General features: G+C 62.2%; 16 protein-coding genes. 12 read left to right on the top strand and 4 right to left on the bottom strand.

The genetic code is table 11. The features are described 5' to 3' along the window. The first annotated feature begins 51 nt into the window (after positions 1-51). From C4J83_RS18610 to uvrA, 7 genes are all read left to right on the top strand, one after another. Complete coding sequence (locus C4J83_RS18610; RefSeq protein ID WP_164487987.1) at positions 52-1,260, top strand: DSD1 family PLP-dependent enzyme; 1,209 nt, start codon at positions 52-54, stop codon at positions 1,258-1,260. 107 nt (positions 1,261-1,367) lie between these two features. Further along, positions 1,368-1,985 (top strand): transcriptional repressor LexA, encoded by a 618-nt coding sequence (gene lexA / locus C4J83_RS18605; RefSeq protein WP_106579904.1) that lies wholly within the window; start codon positions 1,368-1,370, stop codon positions 1,983-1,985. Further along, positions 1,985-2,599 (top strand): translesion DNA synthesis-associated protein ImuA, encoded by a 615-nt coding sequence (imuA, locus tag C4J83_RS18600; RefSeq protein WP_106579903.1) that lies wholly within the window; start codon positions 1,985-1,987, stop codon positions 2,597-2,599. The genes lexA and imuA overlap by 1 nt, the downstream gene beginning before the upstream one ends. 7 nt (positions 2,600-2,606) lie before the next feature. Continuing rightward, positions 2,607-4,022, top strand: coding sequence for a Y-family DNA polymerase (locus C4J83_RS18595; protein ID WP_124417875.1), 1,416 nt, complete (start codon positions 2,607-2,609; stop codon positions 4,020-4,022). Continuing rightward, complete coding sequence (locus tag C4J83_RS18590) at positions 3,998-7,090, top strand: error-prone DNA polymerase (protein ID WP_218569108.1); 3,093 nt, start codon at positions 3,998-4,000, stop codon at positions 7,088-7,090. The genes C4J83_RS18595 and C4J83_RS18590 overlap by 25 nt, the downstream gene beginning before the upstream one ends. A gap of 126 nt (positions 7,091-7,216) precedes the next feature. Further along, complete coding sequence (locus C4J83_RS18585) at positions 7,217-8,920, top strand: ATP-binding protein (protein WP_119736326.1); 1,704 nt, start codon at positions 7,217-7,219, stop codon at positions 8,918-8,920. An 8-nt stretch (positions 8,921-8,928) separates the two neighbouring features. Further along, positions 8,929-11,448: an excinuclease ABC subunit UvrA gene (gene uvrA, locus C4J83_RS18580; RefSeq protein WP_124417873.1), complete on the top strand. Its 2,520-nt coding sequence runs from the start codon at positions 8,929-8,931 to the stop codon at positions 11,446-11,448. Positions 11,449-11,502: 54 nt separating this feature from the next. On the opposite strand, the gene tkt is transcribed toward uvrA, so the two are convergent. Then, positions 11,503-13,560, bottom strand: a complete 2,058-nt coding sequence (gene tkt, locus C4J83_RS18575) for a transketolase (protein WP_124417872.1) — start codon at positions 13,558-13,560, stop codon at positions 11,503-11,505. Positions 13,561-13,735: 175 nt separating this feature from the next. Here tkt and C4J83_RS18570 point away from each other — a divergent pair, with 175 nt between their 5' ends. After that, positions 13,736-13,960 carry a DUF465 domain-containing protein gene (locus C4J83_RS18570; RefSeq protein ID WP_106579897.1) on the top strand — a complete coding sequence of 75 codons (225 nt, stop codon included), beginning with the start codon at positions 13,736-13,738 and terminating at the stop codon, positions 13,958-13,960. Positions 13,961-14,116: 156 nt separating this feature from the next. On the opposite strand, the gene hglS is transcribed toward C4J83_RS18570, so the two are convergent. Continuing rightward, entirely contained in the window at positions 14,117-15,493 is a 1,377-nt protein-coding gene (hglS, locus tag C4J83_RS18565; protein WP_124417871.1) for a 2-oxoadipate dioxygenase/decarboxylase HglS, read from the bottom strand. A 290-nt stretch (positions 15,494-15,783) separates the two neighbouring features. On the opposite strand from hglS, the gene C4J83_RS18560 reads away from it, so the two are divergent. Further along, positions 15,784-17,193 carry an OprD family outer membrane porin gene (locus C4J83_RS18560; RefSeq protein WP_106579895.1) on the top strand — a complete coding sequence of 470 codons (1,410 nt, stop codon included), beginning with the start codon at positions 15,784-15,786 and terminating at the stop codon, positions 17,191-17,193. 147 nt (positions 17,194-17,340) lie between these two features. Beyond that, on the top strand, positions 17,341-19,974 hold the full coding sequence (locus C4J83_RS18555; RefSeq protein ID WP_124417870.1) for an MGH1-like glycoside hydrolase domain-containing protein: 2,634 nt from the start codon (positions 17,341-17,343) through the stop codon (positions 19,972-19,974). A 128-nt stretch (positions 19,975-20,102) separates the two neighbouring features. Here the strand turns inward: C4J83_RS18555 and C4J83_RS18550 are convergent, their stop codons facing one another. Next, positions 20,103-21,044 (bottom strand): SphA family protein, encoded by a 942-nt coding sequence (locus tag C4J83_RS18550; protein ID WP_124417869.1) that lies wholly within the window; start codon positions 21,042-21,044, stop codon positions 20,103-20,105. 204 nt (positions 21,045-21,248) lie between these two features. On the opposite strand from C4J83_RS18550, the gene C4J83_RS18545 reads away from it, so the two are divergent. Next, the gene (locus C4J83_RS18545; RefSeq protein ID WP_124417868.1) at positions 21,249-22,286 is read left to right on the top strand and encodes an AraC family transcriptional regulator; all 1,038 of its coding nucleotides are present in this window, start codon (positions 21,249-21,251) and stop codon (positions 22,284-22,286) included. Positions 22,287-22,327: 41 nt separating this feature from the next. On the opposite strand, the gene C4J83_RS18540 is transcribed toward C4J83_RS18545, so the two are convergent. Then, complete coding sequence (locus tag C4J83_RS18540; RefSeq protein WP_106579891.1) at positions 22,328-22,879, bottom strand: RNA polymerase sigma factor; 552 nt, start codon at positions 22,877-22,879, stop codon at positions 22,328-22,330. Between the two features lie 606 nt (positions 22,880-23,485). Between C4J83_RS18540 and C4J83_RS18535 the strand changes: the two genes are divergently transcribed. Then, the gene (locus C4J83_RS18535; protein WP_177416157.1) at positions 23,486-24,286 is read left to right on the top strand and encodes an anti-sigma factor; all 801 of its coding nucleotides are present in this window, start codon (positions 23,486-23,488) and stop codon (positions 24,284-24,286) included. Positions 24,287-24,293 lie beyond the last annotated feature (7 nt).

The raw sequence follows: 24,293 nt of genomic DNA, 5'->3' as shown, positions 1-24,293 counted from the left end.
CGGCATTTTGTCCTGGGCACCGCTGCTGCACTGGCCGGCGGCGCCTGGCTGCTGCGCCCGAGTGATCGCGGCGGCCCGTACAGCGAGTATTTCCGCAGCCTGAATAATGAGCTCAAGGCGCATGGGCCGATGCGTCCGGTGATGCTGATTGACCTGGACCGCCTGGATCACAATATCGATGTGGTGATGCAGTCTGTGGGCCGTGGTGGCAAGCACTTGCGGCTGGTGGAGAAATCGCTGCCGTCGCCGGGGTTGCTGGCCTACATCGCCAAACGTGCGGGTACGCAGCGGTTGATGTCGTTTCATCAGCCGTTTCTGAATCACGATGCCCAGGTGTTTCCCGAGGCGGATATCTTGATGGGCAAGCCGCTGCCAGTGCGTTCGGCCGAGGTGTTTTATCACACCCATAAAGGCCCGTTCGAGCCCGCTCGGCAGTTGCAGTGGTTGTTGGATACGCCCGAGCGGCTGCAGCAATACCTGGCGCTGGCCCAGGGGTTGGGCACGCGCATGCGGGTGAATATCGAATTGGACGTGGGCCTGCATCGCGGCGGGGTCAGTGATAACGCGGTGCTGGCGCAGATGCTCAGGTTGATCGGTGCTCATCCGCAGCATTTGGCGTTTTCCGGGTTCATGGGCTATGACCCGTTCGTGGGGATGGGCGTGCCGGGCATTCTCGGCTCGCCCCAGGCGCTGTTCGAGCACGTGATGCAGCGTTATGACGGGTATGTCGATTTTACGCGTCGGCAATTTGCCGGGTTATGGGGCGAAGGGCTGACATTGAATACGGCGGGCAGCCCCAGTTATCGCATGCATGAGCAGGAACGCACCAGCAGCGAGGTGTCGGTGGGCACGGCGTTGCTCAAGCCCACCCATTACGATCTGCCGTCGCTGAGTGAGCATGTGCCGGCCGCGTTTATCGCTACGCCGGTATTGAAAAGCACCGGTCAGGTGACGATTCCGGCGTTGGAGGGGACGTCGCGGGTGTTTTCGTGGTGGGACCCGAATCAGCGCGAGACCTTCTTTATATATGGCGGTAACTGGATGGCGGAGTTTGAGTCGCCCTCGGGGCTGCAAAGCAATGGATTGTATGGGCGCAGTTCGAACCAGGAGATGGTTAACGGTTCGCCTGCGGTGGGGTTGAGGGTTGAGGATCAGGTGTTTTTGCGGCCCACGCAGAGTGAGTATGTGCTGTTGCAGTTTGGGGATCTGCTGGCGGTGCGCGGCGCAAAGATAGTGGAGACTTGGCCGGTTTATGGCTGACTCCAGGGGCAGGCTTGCGCTGAATGCCGGTGCGTTGCTGCCCTCGGACAGGCACTCGAGCGCTCCCGACTGACGGCTATTGTCAGAGATTTCCTACAAGAGTACAAATGTACTCCATGACGACCCTGACCCCCCGCCGCACTGCCATCCTGACCTTCATCCGCGACCGCATCGCGCAGCAAGGCCAGCCCCCCAGCCTCGCCGAGATCGCCGAGGCGTTCGGTTTTGCCTCCCGCAGCGTTGCGCGTAAGCACGTGGTGGCCCTCACGGAAGCCGGTTATATCGAGGTCAACCCTAACCAGGCCCGGGGCATCCGCCTGCTCAACCAGCCGGCACGCCCGGAATGGCTGGATGTGCCCGTGCTCGGCCGCGTCGCCGCCGGTTTGCCGATTGGCGCCGACGCCGAAGTGCACAACCGCCTGCAACTGGACCCCGCCACCTTTGCGAAAACCCCGGATTACCTGTTGCGGGTGCAGGGCGATTCGATGATCGAAGACGGCATTCTCGACGGCGACCTGGTCGGCGTACGCCGCAGCGCCGAAGCCTTGAACGGCCAGATTGTGGTGGCGCGCCTGGACGGCGAGGTCACCATCAAACGCTTCGAGCGCCATGGCGAGCACGTGCGCCTGCTGCCGCGTAACCCCGCGTATCAACCCATCGAGGTAGGCCCCGACCAGGACCTGGCCATCGAAGGGGTGTTCTGCGGCCTGGTGAGGCAAGGCTGATGGGCGCCGTCGTTGCCCTGGACTCGCTGTTCAATGGCGGCCGAGTCTGGAAGGGCCGGCCTGTTGCACCGCCGGCCAGCGTGCACCCCACCGGGCTGGCGGCGCTGGACGCGGTGCTGCCCAGCGGCGGCTGGCCGGAGGCGGCCCTGAGCGAAATCCTGATGGCCAAGGAAGGGGTCGGCGAATTGCAACTGGTGCTGCCGACCCTGGCGCGTTTATCAACGGCAGGCGAGCGCATCGTGCTGGTCGCGCCGCCTTACACGCCGTACCCGCACGCCTGGCAGAACGCCGGGGTGGATTTGCGCCAGCTTTCGGTGATCCAGGCCGAGGAGCGCGATACCTTGTGGGCCGTCGAACAATGCCTGCGTTCCGGCAGTTGCGGCGCCGTGCTGTGCTGGCCGCGCAAGGCCGATGACCGCGCCTTGCGCCGTTTGCAGGTGGCGGCCGAAACCGGCCAGACCCTGGCGTTTGCCTGGCGCTCTTTACACGAGGCAATCAATGCCTCGCCCGCTGCCTTGCGCCTGGCCGTTGAGGCAAAACCGGCGCAAGTGCGGGTGCTCAAATGCCGGGGCGGGCTGGCCCATCCGGCGCCGATTGCGCTGGCCGGGCACTGAGGTTGCCATGCGCTGGGTGTGTATTGTCTTCCCGCAATTGGCGCTGGACGGGGTGCAGCGTGTGCATCCCGAGCCCGACCAGCCGCTGGTGTTGCTGGCTGGTACGCCGCAGCGTCGCGTGTTGCAAACCGTCAATGCCGCCGCCCGCGCGTTGGGCCTGCGCCCCGGTCAATCGCTGACGGCTGCGCATGCGCTGGCCAAGACCTTCGCCAGCGCCGAATACGACCCCGCAGAAATCGAGCGCTGGCAGCAGTTTCTGGCGGCCTGGGCTTACCGTTTCAGTTCCCAGGTCAGTGTGTATTACCCGCGCGCCTTGCTGTTCGAGATCGAATCGAGCCTGGGGCTGTTCGGGCCGTGGGCGCAGTTCGAGGCGCGGTTGCGCAACGAGCTGACAGCGTTGGGGTTTCGCCACCGTATCGTCGCCGCGCCCAATCCGGCGGCGGCGCGGGTGCTGGCCAATATCTACGATGGCCTGGCCGTGGCCGATGATCACGCGCTGCACCAAGCCCTGGCGCCATTGCCTGTCGACCGTTCAGGCCTCGACCCGCAGGCCGCCACCGCCTTGTCACGCATGGGCCTGCGCACGCTGGCCCAGGTGCAGGCGTTGCCCCGCCACACGCTGGCGCGACGCTTTGATGCCGGCTTGCTCAAGCACCTGGATGCGTTGAGCGGGCAGCGGCCGCTGCCACTGGCGTTCTATCAGCCACCGGACCAGTTCGATGCACGCATCGAGCTGAATTTCGATGTGCAATCCCACCAGGCCTTACTGTTTCCGTTGCGCCGCCTGACCGGAGACCTGTCGGCCTTCCTTTGCGGTCGCGACAGCGGCGTGCAGCGTTTCGACCTGCACCTGGAACACGCCCAGGCGCCTGACAGCGTGATCAAGGTCGGCCTGCTCAGCGCCGAGCGCGAACCGGCGATGCTGTTCGAACTGGCCCGCGGCCGTCTGGAGCAGGTGCAAGTCACCTCGCCGGTACGCGGCTTTCGCCTGGTCGCCCAAGACCTGCCGGTGTTCGTGCCGCAACGCCAGGACTTGTTCGACGACCGCCCGCAACAGACGTTGCCCTGGGAGCAACTGCGCGAACGCTTGCGCGCACGCCTGGGCGATGAGGCTGTGCAAGGCCTGCGCTTTCATGCCGACCACCGCCCCGAATGCGCCTGGCAAGCCGCCGCCGATAGCCGCGCGTGCCCCACTTTGAACAAGGTGCAGCGCCCGGGTTGGTTGCTGCACGAGCCGACCTTGCTGGCCGAGCAGGGCGTACAGATTCTGATGGGCCCGGAACGCATCGAATCCGGTTGGTGGGATGGCGCCGATATTCGCCGCGACTATTACTTGATCCAGACCCGCGCCGGGCAGCAAGGCTGGGCCTATCGCTCCGTCGGGCAAAGCGATGGGCTGTGGCTGCAAGGCTGGTTTGCATGAGCTACGCCGAGCTGCATTGCCTGTCCAATTTCAGTTTTCAGCGCGGCGCGTCGAGTGCGCTGGAGTTGTTCGAGCGCGCCAAGCGCCAAGGCTACAGCGCCTTGGCGATCACCGACGAATGCACCTTGTCGGGCATTGTGCGCGCCTGGCAAGCGGCGAAGGCGGTGGACATGCCGCTGATTATCGGCAGCGAGGTGCGCATCGAGAATGGCCCCAAACTGGTGTTGCTGGTTGAAGACCTCAGTGGCTACCAGCACTTGTGCCGACTGATCACCCTGGCCCGACGCCGCGCCGAGAAAGGCCGCTATCGCCTGCTGCAGGAAGACTTCGACCAGCCTCTGCCCGGCCTGCTGGCGCTGTGGGTTGCTGACGACAGCGACACCCAGGCCTCGATCCAGTGGCTGCGCCGTACCTTCGCCGATCGCCTGTGGCTGGCGGTGCATCTGCATTGCGGCCAGAACGATGCGCGCCACCTGGAACAGCGCCTGGCCCTGGCCGCCAGCCTGCACATCAAGGCGGTGGCCTGCGGCGATGTGCACATGCATGCGCGCGGTCGCCGCGCCCTGCAAGACACCATGACCGCTATCCGTCATCACGTCACGGTGGCCGACGCCGGCACACGCCTGCACCCCAATGGCGAGCGGCATCTGCGCAGCCTCGACGCCCTCGGCGCGCTGTACCCGCACGCCTTGCTGGATGAAACCCTGGCCATCGCACGGCGCTGCACGTTCGACCTCAGCCAATTGCGCTACCACTACCCGCGCGAGTTGGTACCCGCCGGCCAAAACGCGACATCCTGGTTGCGCCAGCTCACCGAAGAAGGCATTGCCCAGCGCTGGCCGCAGGGTGTCGATGCCAAAACCTTGCAGCAGATCAACCATGAGTTGGCGCTGATCAGCGAGCTGGGTTACGAAAGTTATTTCCTCACCGTGCACGACATTGTGCGCTTTGCCCGCAGCCGTTCGATCCTGTGCCAGGGCCGGGGCTCGGCGGCCAACTCGGCGGTGTGTTTTGCCTTGGGCATCACCGAGATCAACCCGAGCCTGATGAACATGCTGTTCGAACGCTTCCTGTCCAAGGAGCGCAACGAGCCGCCGGATATCGACGTCGACTTCGAACATGAACGCCGCGAAGAAGTGCTGCAGTACGTGTTCCAGCGCTATGGGCGCACCCGCGCGGCCTTGACGGCGGTGGTCAGCAGCTACCACGCGGCCGGCGCGGTGCGCGATGTGGCCAAGGCCCTCGGCTTACCGCCGGACCAGATCAACGCCCTGGCCGAATGCTGTGGGCGCTGGAGCGACGATGCGCCGCCCCTGGAGCGCTTGCGCGAAGGCGGCTTCGACCCGCAAAGCCCGATCCTGCGCCGGGTGCTCACGCTGACGCAGCAGTTGATCGGCTTCCCCCGGCACTTGTCCCAGCACCCTGGCGGCTTCGTGATTTCCGAATACCCGCTGGACACGCTGGTGCCGGTGGAAAACGCCGCCATGGCCGAGCGCACCATCATCCAGTGGGACAAGGACGACCTCGACGCCGTTGGCCTGCTCAAGGTGGATATTCTGGCCCTGGGCATGCTCAGCGCGATCCGTCGCTGCTTCGATTTACTGCGCCGGCATCGCAACCAGGACCTGGCGCTGGCGACGATTCCCAAGGAGGACGCCGCCACCTACGCGATGATCAGCAAGGCCGACACCATTGGCGTGTTCCAGATCGAGTCGCGCGCACAAATGTCGATGCTGCCCAGGCTCAAGCCGCAAAAATTCTATGACTTGGTGATCGAGGTCGCCATCGTGCGGCCGGGCCCGATCCAGGGCGGCATGGTGCACCCATACCTGCGCAGGCGTAATAACGAAGAGCCGACGACGTATCCCTCACCGCAACTCAAGGCGGTGCTGGAGCGCACCTTGGGCGTGCCACTGTTTCAGGAACAAGTGATGCAGATCGCCATGGTCGCCGCCGACTATGGCCCCGGCGAGGCCGACCAGCTGCGCCGCTCGATGGCCGCCTGGAAACGCCATGGCGGGCTTGAGCCGCATCAGGCACGCCTGCGCGCCGGCATGCTCAAGAACGGCTACAGCGAGGCATTTGCCGCGCAAATCTTCGAACAGATCAAAGGCTTTGGCAGCTATGGTTTTCCCGAGTCCCACGCGGCCAGTTTTGCCTTGCTGACCTACGCCAGTTGTTGGCTCAAATGCCATGAGCCGGCGGCCTTTGCCTGTGCACTGATCAACAGCTGGCCCATGGGCTTCTACAGCCCGGACCAGATCCTGCAGGATGCGCGGCGTCATCGCTTGCAGATCCGCCCGGTCGATGTGCTGGCCAGTGACTGGGATTGCAGCCTGGAACCTATCGACGGCCAGCAACCGGCGATCCGCATGGGCTTGCGCATGATCTCGGGGTTTCGCGAGGAAGACGCGCGGCGCATCGAAGCGGCCCGCCAGCGCGGTACGTTCAGCGACATTGCCGACCTGGACGAACGCGCCGGGCTGGATGCGCGCGCCCAGGCATTGCTGGCGGACTCGGGCGCCTTGCGCGCGTTGGCCGGCAACCGGCACAAGGCGCGCTGGGAAGTGGCCGGAGTGCATAAACAGCTGGGGCTGTTCGCTGGCCTGCCCAGCCCCGACGAAGCGGCGGTGGTGCTGCCGGCACCAACGGTTGGCGAAGACCTGCAGGCCGACTACGCCACGGTCGGCACTACCCTTGGCCCGCATCCCTTGGCGTTGCTGCGTGATGAACTGCGTAAACGCCGCTGTCGCAGTTCCCTCGAGCTGATGGCGGTTGCGCATGGGCGCAACGTCAGCGTCGCGGGGCTGGTCACCGGCCGGCAACGCCCGGGCACCGCCAGCGGGGTTACTTTCGTCACCCTGGAGGATGAGTTCGGCAACCTCAATGTGGTGGTCTGGCGTGACTTGGCCGAGCGTCAGCGTCAGGCGTTGGTCGGTTCGCGCCTGTTGAAAGTCGACGGGCGCTGGGAGGCGGTAGGCGAGATACGGCACTTGATTGCCGGGCGCCTGACCGACCTGACGCCGCTGCTGGATGGGATTAATGTGCGCAGCCGGGATTTTCATTGACGGGAGTTGCTCAGGCCTTCTCGGATAAGCTATATGCAATGAAACGAATTATTGCAGTCAGGCTCCAAGTTTTTATCAGCGCAACTGCATCACTCATCCATTCTTCTCTTCGCCAAGAGCCCATAGATGCTTTTTTTATCCAACACCCATGGCTGCGAAGGCTGGGGCGGTGAAATGGCCCAGCGGATCCGCGCCTTTGACTGGTCGACCACTGACCTCGGCCCGATCCACGCCTGGCCGAAGAGTCTGGTCAGCGCCGTGCAGATGCTACTGGCATCCCCGATGCCGATGGTGATGCTGTGGGGGCGGCCGGGGTACATGATCTACAACGACAGCTACTCGGTATTTGCCGGCGGCCGGCATCCGTATCTGTTGGGCACGCCCGTGGAGCTGGGCTGGCCGGAAGTGGCCGAGTTCAACCGGCATGTGGTGGACACCTGTTTGGCGGGCGGCACGTTATCGTTCAACAACAAGGAACTGGTGCTGCTGCGCAATGGCAAGCCGGAAGATGTCTGGATGGATCTTTACTACAGCCCCGTCGCCGGCGACGACCAACAACCGGCGGGTGTGCTCGCGATTGTGGTGGAGACCACCGCCCACGTGAACTCCGAACGCTTGCGCCAGGAATTGACGCATAACCTGGAGCAACGCGTGGCGGCCGAAGTGCAGGCGCGCTCCTCGGCCGAAGCGCAATTGCGTCAGTCGCAAAAACTCGAAGCCATCGGCGGCCTGACCGGTGGCGTGGCCCACGACTTCAATAACCTGCTGCAAGTGATCGCCGGCAACCTGCACCTGCTGGCCCGGCACGAACCCGAGAATGCCCAGGTACAGCGCCGTGTCACGGCCGCCATCGCAGCGGTGGAGCGCGGCGCCAAACTGTCGTCGCAACTGCTGGCCTTTGCTCGACGCCAACCGTTGTCGCCGGCTGTTTACAACCCCCAGCGCATCTACGCAGGTTTGGGTGAATTACTGCAGCGGGCGTTGGGCGAAACCATCCATATCGATGTGCAATTGCCGCAGGATTCCTGGTGCATCAATGTCGACCGCAACCAGTTGGAAAACGCGTTGCTCAACCTGGCGATCAATGCCCGCGATGCCATGCAAGGCGAGGGCGTGATTCGCATCACCGGCGATAACATCATCCTCAACCCCGGCGACTGCGTGGGCAAGAGCGTCCTGCCTGGCGAATATGTGCGCCTGGCCGTCACGGATATTGGCGTGGGCATGTCGCAGGCGGTCCTGGCGCGGGTATTCGAACCGTTCTTTACCACCAAGCGTGAAGGCCATGGCACCGGCCTTGGCTTGAGCATGGTGTTTGGTTTCGTGCGGCAAAGCGGCGGCCATGTCGAGGTGTGGAGCGAGGAGGGCAAGGGCACGGTGGTGCAGATGTACTTTCCGCGCAGCCTCGGCGCCGAGGACCCGGACAGCCACCCCGTTGAGGCTGTGCCGCACGCGGGTGGCCAGGAAACCATTCTGGTGGTCGAGGATAACGTCGATGTACGGGTGACGGTGGTGGAACTGCTCGAGCAGTCGGGCTACACCGTGCTCACCGCCGAAGACGGCGACCGCGCGATGCAAGCGCTGCAGGGCGGCGTGCAGCCGGACCTGATTTTTACCGACGTGGTGATGCCCGGCCGGGTCAAAAGTACGGACCTGGCCGACTGGGCCCGCGCCCAGGTACCGCCGGTGGCGGTGCTGTTTACCTCCGGGCACACCCGCGACATTCTTTCCAGCAATCACCTGCTGAGCCCTGACATTCATCTGCTGAGCAAGCCCTACAGCCCCGAATCCCTGACACAACGGGTGCGCAGCGTGCTCACTGTCCGATAAGGTCTTTCATGACTTCACAGCGCAACATCCCTCCAGTCACCGGCCAGCACCCTGGCTTTGTGCGAGTGCGCGGCGCTCGCGAACATAACCTGCGAAACGTCGATGTCGACATTCCGCGGGACGCCCTGGTGGTGTTCACCGGCGTCTCGGGCTCCGGCAAATCATCCCTGGCGTTTTCCACGGTGTACGCCGAAGCCCAGCGTCGTTATTTCGAATCGGTAGCGCCTTACGCACGGCGCCTGATCGATCAGGTCGGCGTGCCGGATGTGGATTCCATCGAAGGTCTGCCTCCGGCTGTGGCCCTGCAGCAGCAGCGCGGCACGCCGAGTGCGCGCTCTTCGGTGGGCAGCGTCACGACTTTGTCGAGCCTGATCCGCATGTTGTACTCGCGGGCCGGCAGTTATCCGCCGGGCCAGGCCATGCTGTACGCCGAGGACTTTTCGCCGAACCTGCCCCAGGGCGCGTGCCCGCAGTGCCATGGCCTGGGCCGGGTGTATGAGGTGACCGAGGCGCTGATGGTGCCCGATCCGTCGTTGACCATTCGCCAGCGTGCGGTGGCGTCGTGGCCGTTGGCGTGGCAAGGGCAGAACCTGCGCGACATCCTTGTGACGCTCGGCTATGACGTGGACATTCCCTGGCGCGACCTGCCGAAAAAACAGCGCGACTGGATCCTGTTCACCGAAGAAACCCCGACCGTGCCGGTGTACGCAGGCTTCACGCCCGAACAGACCCGCGCGGCCTTGAAGGGCAAGCTCGAACCCAGTTACCAGGGCACCTTCAGCGGCGCGCGGCGCTATATCCTGCACACCTTCACCCACACCCAGAGTGCGCTGATGAAAAAGCGCGTCTCGCAGTTTATGCAGGGCAGCGCCTGCCCGTTGTGCGAGGGCAAACGCCTGACCCGGGCGGCGCTGTCGGTGAAATTCGCCGGGGTGGATATCGGTGAGTTGTCGCAACTGTCGCTGTCGCAGTTGGCGGAGTTGCTGCGGCCGGTCGCGGCGGGGCAGGACAAGATGAAACTGTCGGTGGAAAAACGCCTGGCCGCCCAGCGCATCGCCGAAGATTTGCTTGAGCGCGTGAGCACCCTGATCGAGCTGGGCCTGGGTTACCTGTCCCTGGAGCGCAGTACGCCGACGTTGTCATCCGGCGAGCTGCAGCGCCTGCGCCTGGCCACGCAATTGGGCTCGCAGTTGTTCGGGGTGATCTATGTGCTGGATGAACCATCGGCGGGTCTGCACCCGGCGGATGGCGAAGCGTTGTTCACCGCGCTGGAGCGCTTGAAAGCCGCAGGCAATTCGCTGTTTGTGGTTGAGCATGACCTGGAAACCATGCGCCGCGCCGACTGGCTGATCGACGTGGGGCCGGCTGCCGGCGAGCACGGCGGGCAAGTGCTGTACAGCGGCCCGCCCGCGGGCCTGGCGGATATCGAGGCGTCGCAGACGCGGGAATATCTGTTCGCCGAGCGGCGCCCGCCGAGCCAGTCGCGCCGTGAGCCCACCGGTTGGTTGAAGCTCGAAGGCGTGACGCGCAACAACCTCAATGACCTGAGCGTGGACTTCCCATTGGGGTGCTTTACGGCGGTGACGGGTATCTCGGGCTCGGGCAAATCCAGCCTGGTCAGCCAGGCGCTGCTGGAACTGGTGGGCGCGGGGTTGGGCCGTGTGGTGGAAACCGACGAAGAACCCAGCCTGGAAGACGACACCCCGCAAACCAGCGGCGGGCGTATCAGTGCGGGCCTGGAGTCGATCCGGCGCCTGGTGCAGGTAGACCAGAAACCCATCGGCCGAACGCCACGCTCCAACCTTGCGACCTACACCGGGCTGTTCGACAACGTGCGCAAACTGTTCGCCGCCACACCGGCGGCGAAGAAGCGCCACTATGACGCCGGGCAGTTCTCCTTCAACGTCGCCAAGGGCCGCTGCCCCAATTGCGAGGGAGAGGGGTTTGTGAGTGTCGAGTTGCTGTTCATGCCGAGCGTGTATGCGCCGTGCCCGACTTGTCACGGTGCGCGTTACAACCCTGAGACCCTGGCGATCAAATGGCAGGGATTGAGCATTGCTCAAGTGCTGGGGCTGACGGTGGAGCAGGCGGTGGAGGTGTTTGCCGAGCAGCCTGGGGTGCTGCGCTCGTTGCAGGTGTTGCGCGATATTGGCCTGGGGTATTTGCGGTTGGGCCAGCCGGCCACCGAGCTGTCCGGCGGTGAGGCGCAGCGCATCAAGCTGGCGACCGAGCTGCAACGCAATGCGCGAGGCGCCACGCTGTATGTCTTGGACGAACCCACCACCGGGTTACACCCACGTGATGTGGACCGCTTGCTCAGCCAGCTGAATCATCTGGTCGAGGCGGGGCACACGGTGGTGGTGGTAGAGCACGAGATGCGCGTCGTGGCGCAGAGTGACTGGGTGATTGATATCGGGCCGGGGGCCGGCACGCAGGGCGGGAAGGTGGTAGCCAGTGGCACGCCGCAGAAGGTGGCCAAAAGCAAGGTCAGCCGCACTGCGCCGTTTCTGGTACGAGAACTGACTTAACTGCCCATCAGGTCGAAATGCGCAAGCGGGCCAGCCCGCTTGCGCATTTTTTTATCAGGATTTAGCCAGCTGTTCCTTCGCCAGCTTCACCACATTCTCTGTGGTAAACCCAAACTTTTCCTGCAACTTGGCCAACGGCGCCGAGGCGCCAAAGGTGCTCATCACCACTTTCGCGCCGGTCTGCCCGACGTAACGGTCCCACCCCAGCGGGCCGGCTTGTTCCACGACGACCCGGGCTTTCACCGCCGGTGGCAACACGCTGTCGCGGTACGCCTGGTCCTGTTCTTCAAACAGTTCCCAGCTGGGCATCGACACCACTTGCGCGGCAATGCCTTCGCTTTTCAACTGCTCATAAGCCGCAACCGCCAGGCTGACTTCACTGCCCGTCGCCAACAGCAGGACTTCAGGGTTGTCCGCGCCCGCCAGGACATAAGCGCCCTTGGCCGCACCGGACGCCGGTGCGTATTTCGTACGATCCAGGGTGGGCAGCGCTTGACGCGACAGCACCACGCAACTTGGCCGATGGGTCTGCGCCAGCGCGACCTTCCACAGTTCCAGGGTTTCATTGGCGTCGCCGGGTCGCAGGGTCAGCAGCCCTGGCGTTGCGCGCAATTGTGTCAGGTGCTCGATGGGCTGGTGCGTCGGCCCATCTTCGCCAACGCCAATGGAGTCGTGGGTAAACACAAACACCACCGGCAATTCCATGATCGCCGCCAGGCGGATCGGCGGTTTCATGTAGTCGCTGAACACCAGGAAGGTCGAGGTGTAGGGGCGCAGGTACGACAGCGCCATGCCGTTGGCAATCGCGCCCATGGCGTGCTCACGGATGCCGAAGTGCAGGTTGCGCCCGCTGTAATCATCGGCACTGAAACGCCCGGCGCCATCAAAGGTCAGGTTGGTCTTGGTCGAGGGCGACAAGTCTGCAGAGCCGCCAAGCAGCCACGGAATCTGTTGGGCAAAGGCATTCAATACCTCGCCACCGGCTGCACGGCTGGCGACGCCCTTGGCGTCGGTGTCGAAGCTGGGCAGTTCATCCTGCCAGTGCTCGGGCATTTCGCCCGCGCGCATGCGGCGCAGTTCATCCGCCAGTTCCGGTTCGTACTGCTCCAGCTGCGACAAGTGGCGGGTCCATTCTTCATACTGCGGCTGGCTGCGTTCAAGCAGCGCATCGCGCAGCACGGTGCGGACCTCGTCGGGCACCAGGAAGCTGGAATCCTCGGGCCAGCCGTAGGCCGCCTTGGTCAGCCGGATCTCATCGGCACCCAGCGGTTCGCCATGGGCGGCGGCGGTGTTGTGTTTGTGTGGCGAGCCGTAGCCGATCACGCTGTCGACCACAATGAGGGTCGGTGCGCCGGTGTTGGCCTTGAACGTTTCCAGGGCGCTGCTCAAGGCTTGCAAGTCGTTGGCATCGGTGACGTGCAGGGTGTGCCAGCCGTAGGCCTGGAAGCGCTTGATCACATCTTCACTGAACGCCAGTTCGGTATGGCCCTCGATGCTGATGGTGTTGTTGTCGTAGATCCAGCACAGGTTGTCCAGCTTCAGGTGCCCGGCAATCGAGGCCGCTTCGCTGCTGATGCCTTCCATCATGTCGCCGTCGCCGCACAGCGTGTAGACGCTGTAATCGAACAGCACGGTGCCATCGCGGTTGAAACGCTGGCCCAGCCAACGCTCGGCCATGGCCATGCCGACACTGTTGGCGCAACCCTGGCCAAGTGGGCCGGTGGTGGTTTCAACGCCGGTGGTCATGCGGTACTCGGGATGGCCCGGGGTCTTGGAGCTCATCTGCCGGAACTGCTTGATATCGTCCAGGCTGATTGCCGGCTGGCCGGAGCGCTTGCCTTGAGCATCGATCTCCACCACACCGGCCAGGTGCAGCAGCGAATACAGCAGCATCGACGCGTGCCCCACTGACAACACAAAACGGTCGCGGTTAGGCCAGTCGGGATGCTGCGGGTGATAACGCAGGAAGCGGCTCCACAACGTGTAGCCCACTGGCGCCAGGCCCATCGGCGTGCCGGGGTGGCCGGAGTTGGCCTTCTGCACGGCATCCATGGCCAGGGTGCGAATCGTGTTGATGCATTGGGTGTCGACAGCAGTGGCAGCGTGATTCATGAAACCGTTCTCCCTCGGGTGGCGATCTACAGTGGAGGGCAGGGCGTGGCAAAGGTTTGATCGCATCGCCCGCATTACGACGAACGGGGATGTAATGACCCAGGACATGACAAGACCCCCCGCAATGGGCTAGCTTCAAACGCGTAGGCCATTGATCAACTTGCGGAGGTACTCCATGCCAGTGAAACACGACCTGTATCAGGATCTGGGTTTGACCAAGGAAGTCGTTCACGAACGCAGGAGGGGCGATGACCGTTTGAACACGCTGCTCGAGCAATACGACGCCGCCGACAAGGAGGTGCTGGCTTTCGAGTCATCAGGCGGGGCTGACGAAGAACTGGAAAAACTGAAGAAGAAGCGCCTTTTGGTCAAAGACAAGATTGTGCAGCAGTTGGTGTAGTTGCAGTCCGCGCTCCTACAGGGCGCGGACATATTTGTTCAGAATTGTCTGAGGGACAGAGCGCTTTTCACTGTCTATCATGCGCACCGCCCACCCGGCTCTGGGGACTGTTGCGGCGCAAGGATTGCGCTGGTGAGCCGGGTGGGCACTCTCATTTCATGCCTGCAGCGACTGGATGCATTCATCCATCGAGCGCTGTTGCGTCTCGCTGTACAGCTTCAGCTCATCAATCGTTCGGCAGCCCAGTGCTTTCTCGAATTCGGCCTGGTTCGAATTCGCCGCATAGTGACTCTGCGCCGCATCCCCAAGATTGGACTGAAAGATCCCCGCCGCACTCACCGGCAGAAAATCCTCATACACCAGCGGTTCCACGTCCACATGGCCGGCAGCAATGCGCGCCTGGAGTGTGTCCGGTTGATTGGCTTGGCCGCGCGCCGCCAGGCCTTGCTCGGTCACGAAATAGCGAAAGTACGCCAACCCTTGCTCGCGCATCTGGGTGTGGTTATCGGGGAATGCCTTGAAGTGCTGCTCCATCAACTGCACGTAACGCGCGGCGTTGGCCTCGTTCGGGAAGGCGCCCAGTTCGTCGCGCGCAGCGTTCAGCAGCTGGTCGTACAGGGCGCGGCCTTTGGGCGTCAGCGCGACGCCGCGTTGTTCGATTTCGCCGAAGCGCGCGCTGTGGCTGCCCTTCGCGTCGGTGAAGGCGATCGGCTCGTCCAGCGCCTTGAAGCTGGTCTGGCGTAGCAGGATCGGGCAGTGGCGACGCGGCGGCCCTTCGATCACGGCCTTGGGGGTGATGCCTTTGCCGGGCATGGCGGCCTGCACCTGGTCGATGTCGAGGGTGCGCGGGGTCAGGTGATTAATGTGCGGGCCCTTGAACGCGACCACGTCGGCGATCAGGCGATGCTGGTCGCTCAGTTGCTGGTATTGCGCGCCGGTGACGGTGGCGGTGTGGTGCCAGCGAAAGGTTTCCAGGGCTTGGCGAATAAATGCCTCGGCGTCGTCGGCGTTGAGGCCGCCGTCGCGTTCCGCTTGCTCAATCAACGCCAAGGCGCCAGGGGTGAAGATGTTGCGTTGGGCCAGGGCGTTTTCGGCAAAGGCGCGCAGCTCAGGGTTTTCAATCAGTTCCAAGCGCAGCAGTGAGGTAAATACACGGAACGGGCTGGCTTGCAGTGAGCGTTCATGCACGGCGCGAAAGGCCGTGGAATGCACCGGCACGCCAGCGGGCGTCAGGTCGTAGTAGCCCACCGGTTGCATGCCCATCACGGCAAAGAGGCGGCGGATGGTTGCCAGTTCCATGGCTGTGCCCAGGCGAATGGCGCCGTGACGTTCCATGTCCAGACGCTCGATTTCGCCCGTGCGCTGCAACTGCCGGGAAAGCCCAGAATCACTGGCCAACACCCGGGTATTGGTCTCGGCCACCAGCGCCATCAGCGCCCCGTACAGCGGAACTTCATCTCGGTACATGTCGGACATGGCTTTGGAAAAGCCTTTACGGATGTCGTCGGGGCTGACATGTGCGGTGGTTGGCATAGAAAAATTCCTGATGGCTAGGGGCGTGAACTTGGCCTATCGCTGGATTTTGTTGAGCTGGAGCCAGTGTTGCAAACGAAGAATCCTCTGGACTTCATTCTGCAAATGAATGAGATGACGTGAATATGACAAAAAACGCTGGCGGCGAAATTTCATTTTCACCGGCACTTTTCTAACAAATTCTTCACGAGGTGCGCCCCGGTCCTCATGAAACAATCGTCACGTTTGTAGGGATGAAAACGCCGTTTTGCACACAACGCACATAAAAAAATGTTTAGGGGCCGTCACACATGAAAATTTCTACACTGGCGTTATCCATCACCGCTGCATTGCTCGCGCAACACGCCTGCGCTGATGACTTCGGGCTCGGTTCTCTGGGCACCGGCACAGGTCACAGTGGCTTTCTTGAAGACAGCCACGCCGCCATCAGTTCGCGGACCATGTACTACAGCGCAGACAACCGCTCGGGGACCAGCAACGATCTGCGCGAAGCTGCGACATTGCTGCGCTTTGACTACAAATCCGGCTACACCCAAGGCACCCTTGGCGTCGGTTTCGACGTCATGGCGTTCGGCGCCTTGCGTCTTGATGGTGGCGACGGCCACGCCGCAGGCCCAGGGCTGGCAGGGAACGGCAACAGCTTCTTCCCGACCAAGAACAACGGCACCGAACCGGCCGACAGTTTCGGTCGCGCCGCCGGCAACGTGAAATTCCGTATTTCCCAGACCGAGTTGCACGTCGGCGGTGGTTTGGCCCCGGTGCTGCCTATTCTGGTCTCCAACGACAGCCGTGTTGCGCCACAGACCTTTGACGGCGGCATCCTCACCTCCAGCGACATTCCGAACGTGACCTTCACCGGCGGTGAGCTGAACAAGGCCGAAGGCCGTGCGTCCAGTAACTCCACGGGCCTGAGTGTGGCTGGCGGTACGCGCGACAGCGACAGCTTCAAGTTCGGTGGTGTGGACTACAAACCGTTCGGCTCGTCCGACAACGCCATCGCGAAAAACCTGACGCTGCAGTACTACTACGCCAACCTGCAGGACTTCTACAAACAGAACTATTTCGGCCTGGTCCACGTGTTGCCGTTGGGCAATGACCAATCGTTCAAGACTGACCTGCGCTACTTCGACAGCACCAGCGACGGCAAGAATGGCGAAAGCGGCTACGCGTTCAACAACAACGGTGGCTACGCCAAGCATGCTGGCGAGGTGGACAACAAAACCTACAGCGCCGCGTTCACCTACCAACTGGGCGGCAGCAGCCTGATGCTCGGCCACATCGGCGTGAGCGACGACGGCGGCTTCGTCTGGGTCAACCAGGGCAGCCTCGCCGACCCACAGCAACAAGGCGCGGGCGGCAGCGACTTCTACCTGTTCACCGACGCCGTGGTTGGCCAGTTCTCTCGTGCGGGCGAGCAAGTCAACTTTGGTCAGTATTCGTATGACTTCAAGGCCTACGTACCCGGCCTGAAAGCTTCGGTGGCTTACCTGGACGGTACGGACATCAAGTCCAAAGTCGCCGGCGGCCCTGACCAGAAAGAAAATGAAACCGACTTCCGCCTGGATTACGTCGTGCAGGCAGGCCCGCTCAAAGGCTTCGGCACTACCTTCCGGACCGGTACTTATCACGGTCACAACACCGGCACCGCGGATCAGGATCAAACCCGCCTGATCTTCAACTACACCTACGCGATCTTCTAAGCACGCTCGCACGTTTACCGCGTTGAAAAAACCGAGGCCGCCTGATCAGCGGCCTCTTTTTTTTGCCGGGGTGGATGAGACTTCATGTGCATCCGAGCGGGGATGGGTTCTACACTGCCCGTCACTGTGTCAGTGATGGAGGACCCAATGACGGCCACACCCGTAACCAACATCCTTGAAACGATTGAAGGCCAACGCCTGGCGACGCCAGAGGCCGAGCGTTGGCGCGAGTGGGGCCCGTACTTGAGTGAACGCCAATGGGGCACGGTGCGCGAAGACTACAGCGCAGACGGCGATGCCTGGGCCTACTTCCCGCATGACCACGCGCGCAGCCGTGCCTATCGCTGGGGCGAAGATGGCCTGGCCGGTTTCAGCGACAAGGCGCAACGCTGGTGCCTGGGCCTGGCGCTGTGGAACGAGCGCGACACGATCCTCAAGGAGCGGTTGTTCGGCTTGAATAACGCCGAGGGCAACCACGGTGAAGACGTCAAGGAACTGTACTTTTTCGTCGACGGCGTACCCAGTCATGCCTACATGCGCATGCTCTACAAATACCCGCATGCGGCCTTTCCCTACGCCGACCTGACCACCGAAAACGCGCGCCGTGGGCTTGCGGATGCCGAGTACGAAATCCTCGACACGGGCGTGTTCGAAGACAACCGCTACTGCGATGTCAGCGTCGAATACGCCAAGCATCAGCCCGACGATATTTTCATGCGCGTCACCGTGCATAACCGCTCGGACCAGCCGACGCGCCTGCAGGTGTTGCCCCAGGTGTGGGCGCGCAATGACTGGAGCTGGACCCTGGATGCGCCCAAGCCGCAGTTGCGCCTGGACGGCGAACAGGTGCTGGCCCGTCATCATGAACTTTCCGATCGCCACCTCAGCGCCTGGGGCCAGGACGGGGCGGAGTGGTTGTTCTGTGAAAACGAGAGCAACTATCAGCGCCTGGACGGGCAACCGGCACCCGGGCCGTTCAAGGATGGCATCAACGATTACGTGGTCGATGGCGTGCAGTCGGCGATTCGCCGCGATGCGGGCACCAAGGTCGCCGCGCGTTTCATCCTCGAACTGGCGGGCCTTGAAAGTAAAAGCCTGTACCTGCGGTTTGCGCCCACCGATGCGCCGCAGATCAACGCGCGCAAGCTGTTCGAACAGCGCCGCGAGGAGGCCGATCAGTTCTACGCGGCCTTGCAACACGGCATCAGCGAGGAGGATGCGCGCAATGTGCAGCGCCAGGCCCTGGCGGGTTTACTGTGGTCCAAACAGCTCTACTATTTCGACGTGAACCAGTGGCTCGACGGCGACCCTGCCCAGCCGGCGCCACCGCCCGAGCGCCTGCACATCCGTAATACCCATTGGCGGCACCTGTCCAACTTCGACATCCTCTCCATGCCCGACACCTGGGAATACCCGTGGTACGCCTCCTGGGACCAGGGCTTTCAGGCGGTGGCGATTGCGCTGATTGATCCCGGTTATGCCAAGCAGCAATTGTTGCTGTTGGTGAAGGACCGCTTCATGCACCCCAACGGCCAACTGCCGGCGTATGAATGGCGTTTTGACGATGCCAACCCGCCGGTGCATGCCTGGGCCAGTTGGCGGGTGTATCAGCAGGACAAGGCGTTGACGGGTGTCGGCGACATGGATTTTCTGGAGCGGATTTTCCACAAGCTGCTGCTGAATTTTTCCTGGTGGGTCAATCGCAAGGACGCCGAGGGCCGCAACCTGTTCCAGGGCGGGTTCCTGGGCCTGGACAATATTGCCTTGTTCGACCGCTCGGCGACCTTGCCGCCGGGTTACCAGCTGGATCAGGCCGACGGCACGGCGTGGGTCGCGGCCTACGCGCTGGACCTGATGCGGATCGGGCTGGAGCTGGCAAAGCGCAATGTCGTGTACGTCGATATTGCGGTGAAGTTTTTCGAGCACTTCCTGTACATCGCCGGCGCTATCAACCGCGTCGACGACAGCGCCGAAGGACTGTGGGATGAGCAGGACCTGTTCTTCTACGATGTGCTGCACCGCCCCGACGGCCAGAACGAGCCGGTGCGCTTGCGTTCCATCGTCGGCCTGATGCCATTGTTTGCCGTGCTGGTGCTGGAGCAGCGCGAACATGAAGGCCTGGAAGGCTTGCGTGAGCGGCTGCTGGGGTTCATGCATCACCGGCCGGACTTGGCCAAGTTGGTATCGCGCTGGAACGAGCCGGGGCAGGGCAATCGCCTGTTGCTGGCGCTGTTGCGTGGCGAACGGACCAAGGATTTGTTGCGCCGCATGCTGGATGACCAGGAGTTTCTGTCGGGCTTTGGTGTGCGGTCCTTGTCCAAGGCATTTGCCCAAGAGCCACTGGCGCTGAAGATGAATGGCGACACCTTGTGCGCACGTTACCAGCCGGGCGAGTCGGACTCACGGTTGTACGGCGGCAATTCGAACTGGCGCGGGCCCTTGTGGATGCCGGTGAACTACATGCTGATCGAGTCGTTGCGCGAGTTTCATCGCTACTACGCGGATAACTTCTCGGTGGAGTACCCGACCGGGAGTGGTTATCTGGCGTCCCTTGAAGAAGTTGCAGACAGCCTCAGTCAGCGTCTGACGCGATTGTTCCTGAGGGATGAGGACGGGCTGCGTCCGTCGATGGCGGGGTATGCGCAGCTGGAAGCGGACCCGACCAGTCGCGACCTGGTGCTGTTCCATGAGTATTTTCACGGGGAGACCGGGCGCGGTCTGGGCGCCTCGCATCAAACTGGCTGGAGTGCGTTGGTGGCGCTGCTGTTGCAGCCTCGTTAGGGCACGCTCCATGGCAGGGGGCACGGGGCGTCTCGGGCCACGATTGGAGGCTCAGGCCGCCGCGGCTGGGTGAGTGATCTTAGGTGCCCCCTGCTCAAAAAGCGGATTTGCCCAACGACCCGAATGCCTCACAAGGCAAACGGAATCGTCAGCTTGGCCCACAGCATGTCGCCTTCCGGCCGGTTTTTCACATCAAACTCCTTGGCCCAGCGCAGCTCTGCGCTGGCGTATTGGAGGAAGGTGAAATACACCGCCGGACCTATGGCAAACACCTGCCCACGTACGCCGTCATTCACATCTTCGCCGAAGATATTCACCACGGTGCGCCCGTACTGCTTATCGTCGGTGGTCTGCTTGAGGTAATAGCCGTTGACCCCAAGGCTCAGGTTGTCGGTGACCTTGTAGCTGGCCGAATAATCGAAGTGAAAAATCTGCCCGGAGCGGTAATCCGTGTCGTGGTTCTCTTCGTTGAAACTGTAGGTCGTCTTGATCGACAGCTCCGTGCGCGGGTTGGGCAGCCAGGTCGCCGATACCAGCGGCTTGTAGGTGTAGAAGTTGTTGCTGGTATTGGCCAGGCGCGCGGCGTCGTATTCGCCGGTGGGCAGGGTGATTTCCAGTGCGGCAGCCAGGGTCAGGTGCTTGCCCATGTCCCACAGGATGATCGGCGCCAGGGTGGTGTCACCCATGCTTTCGCGCGTGTCCGACATACCGAACAGTGACACCTGTTGCTTGAGGTACGGTTGGGCAATGTAGCCGCCCAGGCGCCCGCCGAACACGCGCACCGGGCTCAGGTAATCCAGGCGCGGAATAATGGCGTCCGACTTGATGCGCACCTCGGACACTTTTCCACCCAGCGAACTAATGTCCAGTGTGCGGGCCTCGTAGTGGTTGTAATACAGGTTGAACGCGAACATGTGGTCCGGCAGGTTGTTCACGTCCAGCGGCAGGATGTAAAAACCATCGGTGCCCGGACCGATATTATCGACGCCGCCTTCGGTGGCCAGCGCCGGCAGGCTGAGCAGGCTCAACAGCGCGACTTGCAGCGGGTGAAGCGCACGGGTGGGGTTCATGTCTGGCCTCATTATTATTGTTAGGGCACGGCTGGCCATTAGAAATAAGCCCTCAACGCCCGGCAGGGCAGGGTTTTGGCGGCCAGATAGGGGGACTTTGCCGGACAGGTTTCACTCAGGATGCAGCGGCACTTGCAAGCGCCTATGATTAACAGGATGTTTCTAAAACAAGAACTGAAGTACTCAGTCAGGAACCCGTGAGCCATGCAAAGGAAAGCCGTTGACCCGCAGTTCGAACTGGCGCAGGTGTCGCCGTTCCTGTTGCAAACCCTCGGGCAGGTGGTGACGCAGAGGGGCGCGAATGCCGAAGACCTCTGCCGTGGACTGGGGTTTGCCCTGGCCGACCTGGATGACCCCGCCCAACGCATTTCCTACCGTCAGGCCGCGGCGATGATCCAGCGTGCACTCAAGGTGTTACCCGATCAGGGCTTGGGTTTGTGGGTGGGCCATCAGAATGTGCTGGGCACCCTCGGCTTGCTCGGCCATGTGATTTCCCTGTGCAAGACCCTGCGCGATGCCTTTGCCATTGGCGAGCGGCATCAGCACACCTCCGGTGGCATCGCCACCACCCGTACCCATGAAAGCGCTGATGAAGTGTGCGTCGAGGTCGAATGCCTGCTGCCGTTTGCGCCAGTGCAGGTGTTTGCTGCCGAGGAGTTCTTTGCCAGCCTGATGGTCTACGGCCGCGCCTTGGTCGGCGCTGATTTCATGCCGCAACGGGTGGAGTTCGTGCACGCTGCGCCCCCTTATGCTGCTCAATATCAACGCCTGTTCGGGGCCGATGTGCGTTTTGGCTGCCTGCACAACCGAATGGTGTTGGCGCCTCATTGGCTGGACGTGCGCTTGCCCAATCACCATCCGTTGGCGTTGCGCCAGGCCCTGGCGTTACTCGAGCTGGAAAGCGCCCAACTGCACCAGAAGATGGACCTGATCCAGGCCGTGGAGCGCGCAATTTCGCGGGACTTGCACGCCAGCCAATTGGAGAAGGTCGCCAGTGACCTGAACATGAGTGGCCGCACCCTGCGCAGGCGCCTGACCGAACACGGGCTGACCTTCGAGGCCTTGCTTGAGCAAGTGCGACGCGCGCGTACGATGGGGTTGCTGGGGAATCCGGGGCTGTCTATCGAACGTATCACCGAGGCGGTCGGCTACAGCGATGTGCGCAGTTTTCGGCGAGCCTTCAAACGCTGGACGGGGGTAAGCCCCAGTGCGTTTCGCGGTGAGGGCGGCGGGGCGGCGTAGTCCGTCGGGTAGTCCCGTCAGGATGCCGGTTTAGAGCGGTTTCAGGACGCCGACGAGTTTTCTGGCCGAGCGCGCAAAGGTTTGCTTTTTGGCGAATCAAAAAGCGCGCCGATCGCCTGACGCGCACGCGACAACCGGCTCATGATGGTGCCGATCGGCAGGTCGAGCATCTCGGCGGCTTCCTTGTAGCTGAAGCGCTCCACACCCACCAGCAGCATGACTTCGCGCTGGCCTTCGGGAAGCTTGTGGACCGCTTCGATAATCTGCCGGTGCATCAGGTCGGATTCCGGATTGGGCGCCTCCGGGTCGCTGACGGTTTCCAGGAATTCATCGTTCCAGTCCATGCGCGAACGGCTGCGCACCTTGCGCGAGCGCAGCTCGTTGATCCAGGTGGAATGGACAATCGAAAACATCCAGCTCAGCACCGACGTATCGGGCTGCAACTGATGAGAGCGTTCCAGCGCGCGGACACAGGCGAGCTGAACCAGGTCTTCGGCATCGTGCTTGTCACCGGAAATGCGCAGCGCGAACGCCCAAAGGCGCGGCAGCAGTTCTGGAAGCAGTGCGGGTAAGTCAGCACCGGTGATCGACATATTTCCTCTTTTTATTTCTTGATGCCTAAAATGCTGAGGTCAGGCTACGAGGTCGATACCGTAGCGGATGCCTGTGTCGCGGCGTCCTTTTTGCGGTGCTGAGGGTCCTTGGGGTGATGGTGAATTGTATCAAGCCGTAAACAAAATGTGTCAATTCGACAGGCATTGAAAGGTTATTGACAGCTTATGCAGGTACTAGGCCAATAATTCTGACAATCGTGTCAGGAAAACTACCCCGACACATGGTGAAACATATAAGATTTATTCGGCCCTGGGAATATTTTCAATTCCAGGGTGTTCTCTTAAAGTATTTGTACGTGTCACAGAGTATTTGCCGATTGCTCTAAAGTTTTTTTGACCTGTTGCAACGGCAAAGTTGATGTCAATATGATGGCTTGTTGCTACCCGCTGACTCGCCGCTTCGACCCACAAGGTCGAGAATCACACAGCAGAAATTGATCAGGACAACGGAGAGATAACCCCATGGTAGCGGATGATGCCTTGCTAATGGCTTATGTTGACGGCGAGCTTTCGTCGCAACAGAACCAGGAGCTTGAGCGGCTCATAGAAGCTTCGCCGGACCTGGCTCAGCGAGTCTCTCGGTTGATGGCTTCCTGCCTGCCTTACGAGGAAGCGTTTGCCCACCAGAATGTGCCGCCTGTTCCGGAGAGCCTCAAGCTCAGTATTGCCGCGCTGGCAGCTCAGCATTCGGCGGCCGGGGAGGCTAAAACCACCGCTGCGCATCCCGCTGCCGAGAAGACAGACCGCGGTTTTTCTCGTCTGTTCGCGTTCCTCCAACCTAAATTTGCCTGGCCGGCGTTGACGTTCGTTGCTGGTGCAGCGTGCTATGCGCTGGTGCTTCAGGTTGGTGCGTTCAACGGCGCGCTCAAGCCTGGCATTGACGCGGCTGCACCGACGGTTGCCCAGACGTCGCCGTGGGTGCAACAAGCTGCGGCCTACCAGCATCTCTATACCCGCGAAACCGTTGCCTACGGCGCCCAGCCGACGGATGTGGTGACCAAGACCCTGGCCGATATCCGCGATATCGACGGCCTGGCCCTGCGCGTTCCTGACCTGAGTTCCGCGGGCCTGACCTTCAAGCGTGTGCAGCGCCTGCGCTTCAACAACAAGGCGTTGATTCAGCTCGTGTACCTGCCGGCCAATGGCGCGCCGGTTGCGTTGTGTGTGATGAAAGAGCCCAAGCCGGACCAGTCCATCGCTCAGCAAAGCGTTGCGCAGATGAACGTAGTAACCTGGCGCCAGTCTGAACTGGGCTACGCGCTGATTGGCGAGCCCGAACAAGGTGTAGACCTTAACGCCATTGCTCGACTTGTCGCCGACCGAAGTGCCGCCCCGCTGTTTGCTGACGTGCCTGCACCGATGTGGATCGCCTCCATCCAGAAATGACCATGCT

Origin of the sequence: Pseudomonas sp. LBUM920 (assembly GCF_003852315.1) — a bacterium.
Taxonomy (GTDB): domain Bacteria; phylum Pseudomonadota; class Gammaproteobacteria; order Pseudomonadales; family Pseudomonadaceae; genus Aquipseudomonas.
Note: the sequence above shows the minus strand (reverse complement) of the source record. Positions and strands in the feature narration are given on the sequence as shown.

Bases quoted from the DNA above. Each gene is read 5' to 3' on its own strand.
- lexA (WP_106579904.1), top strand. From the start codon at position 1,368: ATGTACTCCATGACGACCCTGACCCCCCGCCGCACTGCCATCCTGACC.
- C4J83_RS18560 (WP_106579895.1), top strand. From the start codon at position 15,784: ATGAAAATTTCTACACTGGCGTTATCCATCACCGCTGCATTGCTCGCG.
- C4J83_RS18535 (WP_177416157.1), top strand. From the start codon at position 23,486: ATGGCTTCCTGCCTGCCTTACGAGGAAGCGTTTGCCCACCAGAATGTG.
- C4J83_RS18550 (WP_124417869.1), bottom strand. From the start codon at position 21,044: ATGAACCCCACCCGTGCGCTTCACCCGCTGCAAGTCGCGCTGTTGAGC.
- tkt (WP_124417872.1), bottom strand. From the start codon at position 13,560: ATGAATCACGCTGCCACTGCTGTCGACACCCAATGCATCAACACGATT.
- C4J83_RS18595 (WP_124417875.1), top strand. From the start codon at position 2,607: ATGCGCTGGGTGTGTATTGTCTTCCCGCAATTGGCGCTGGACGGGGTG.
- C4J83_RS18555 (WP_124417870.1), top strand. From the start codon at position 17,341: ATGACGGCCACACCCGTAACCAACATCCTTGAAACGATTGAAGGCCAA.
- C4J83_RS18540 (WP_106579891.1), bottom strand. From the start codon at position 22,879: ATGTCGATCACCGGTGCTGACTTACCCGCACTGCTTCCAGAACTGCTG.
- C4J83_RS18545 (WP_124417868.1), top strand. From the start codon at position 21,249: ATGCAAAGGAAAGCCGTTGACCCGCAGTTCGAACTGGCGCAGGTGTCG.
- C4J83_RS18570 (WP_106579897.1), top strand. From the start codon at position 13,736: ATGCCAGTGAAACACGACCTGTATCAGGATCTGGGTTTGACCAAGGAA.
- uvrA (WP_124417873.1), top strand. From the start codon at position 8,929: ATGACTTCACAGCGCAACATCCCTCCAGTCACCGGCCAGCACCCTGGC.
- hglS (WP_124417871.1), bottom strand. From the start codon at position 15,493: ATGCCAACCACCGCACATGTCAGCCCCGACGACATCCGTAAAGGCTTT.
- imuA (WP_106579903.1), top strand. From the start codon at position 1,985: ATGGGCGCCGTCGTTGCCCTGGACTCGCTGTTCAATGGCGGCCGAGTC.
- C4J83_RS18585 (WP_119736326.1), top strand. From the start codon at position 7,217: ATGCTTTTTTTATCCAACACCCATGGCTGCGAAGGCTGGGGCGGTGAA.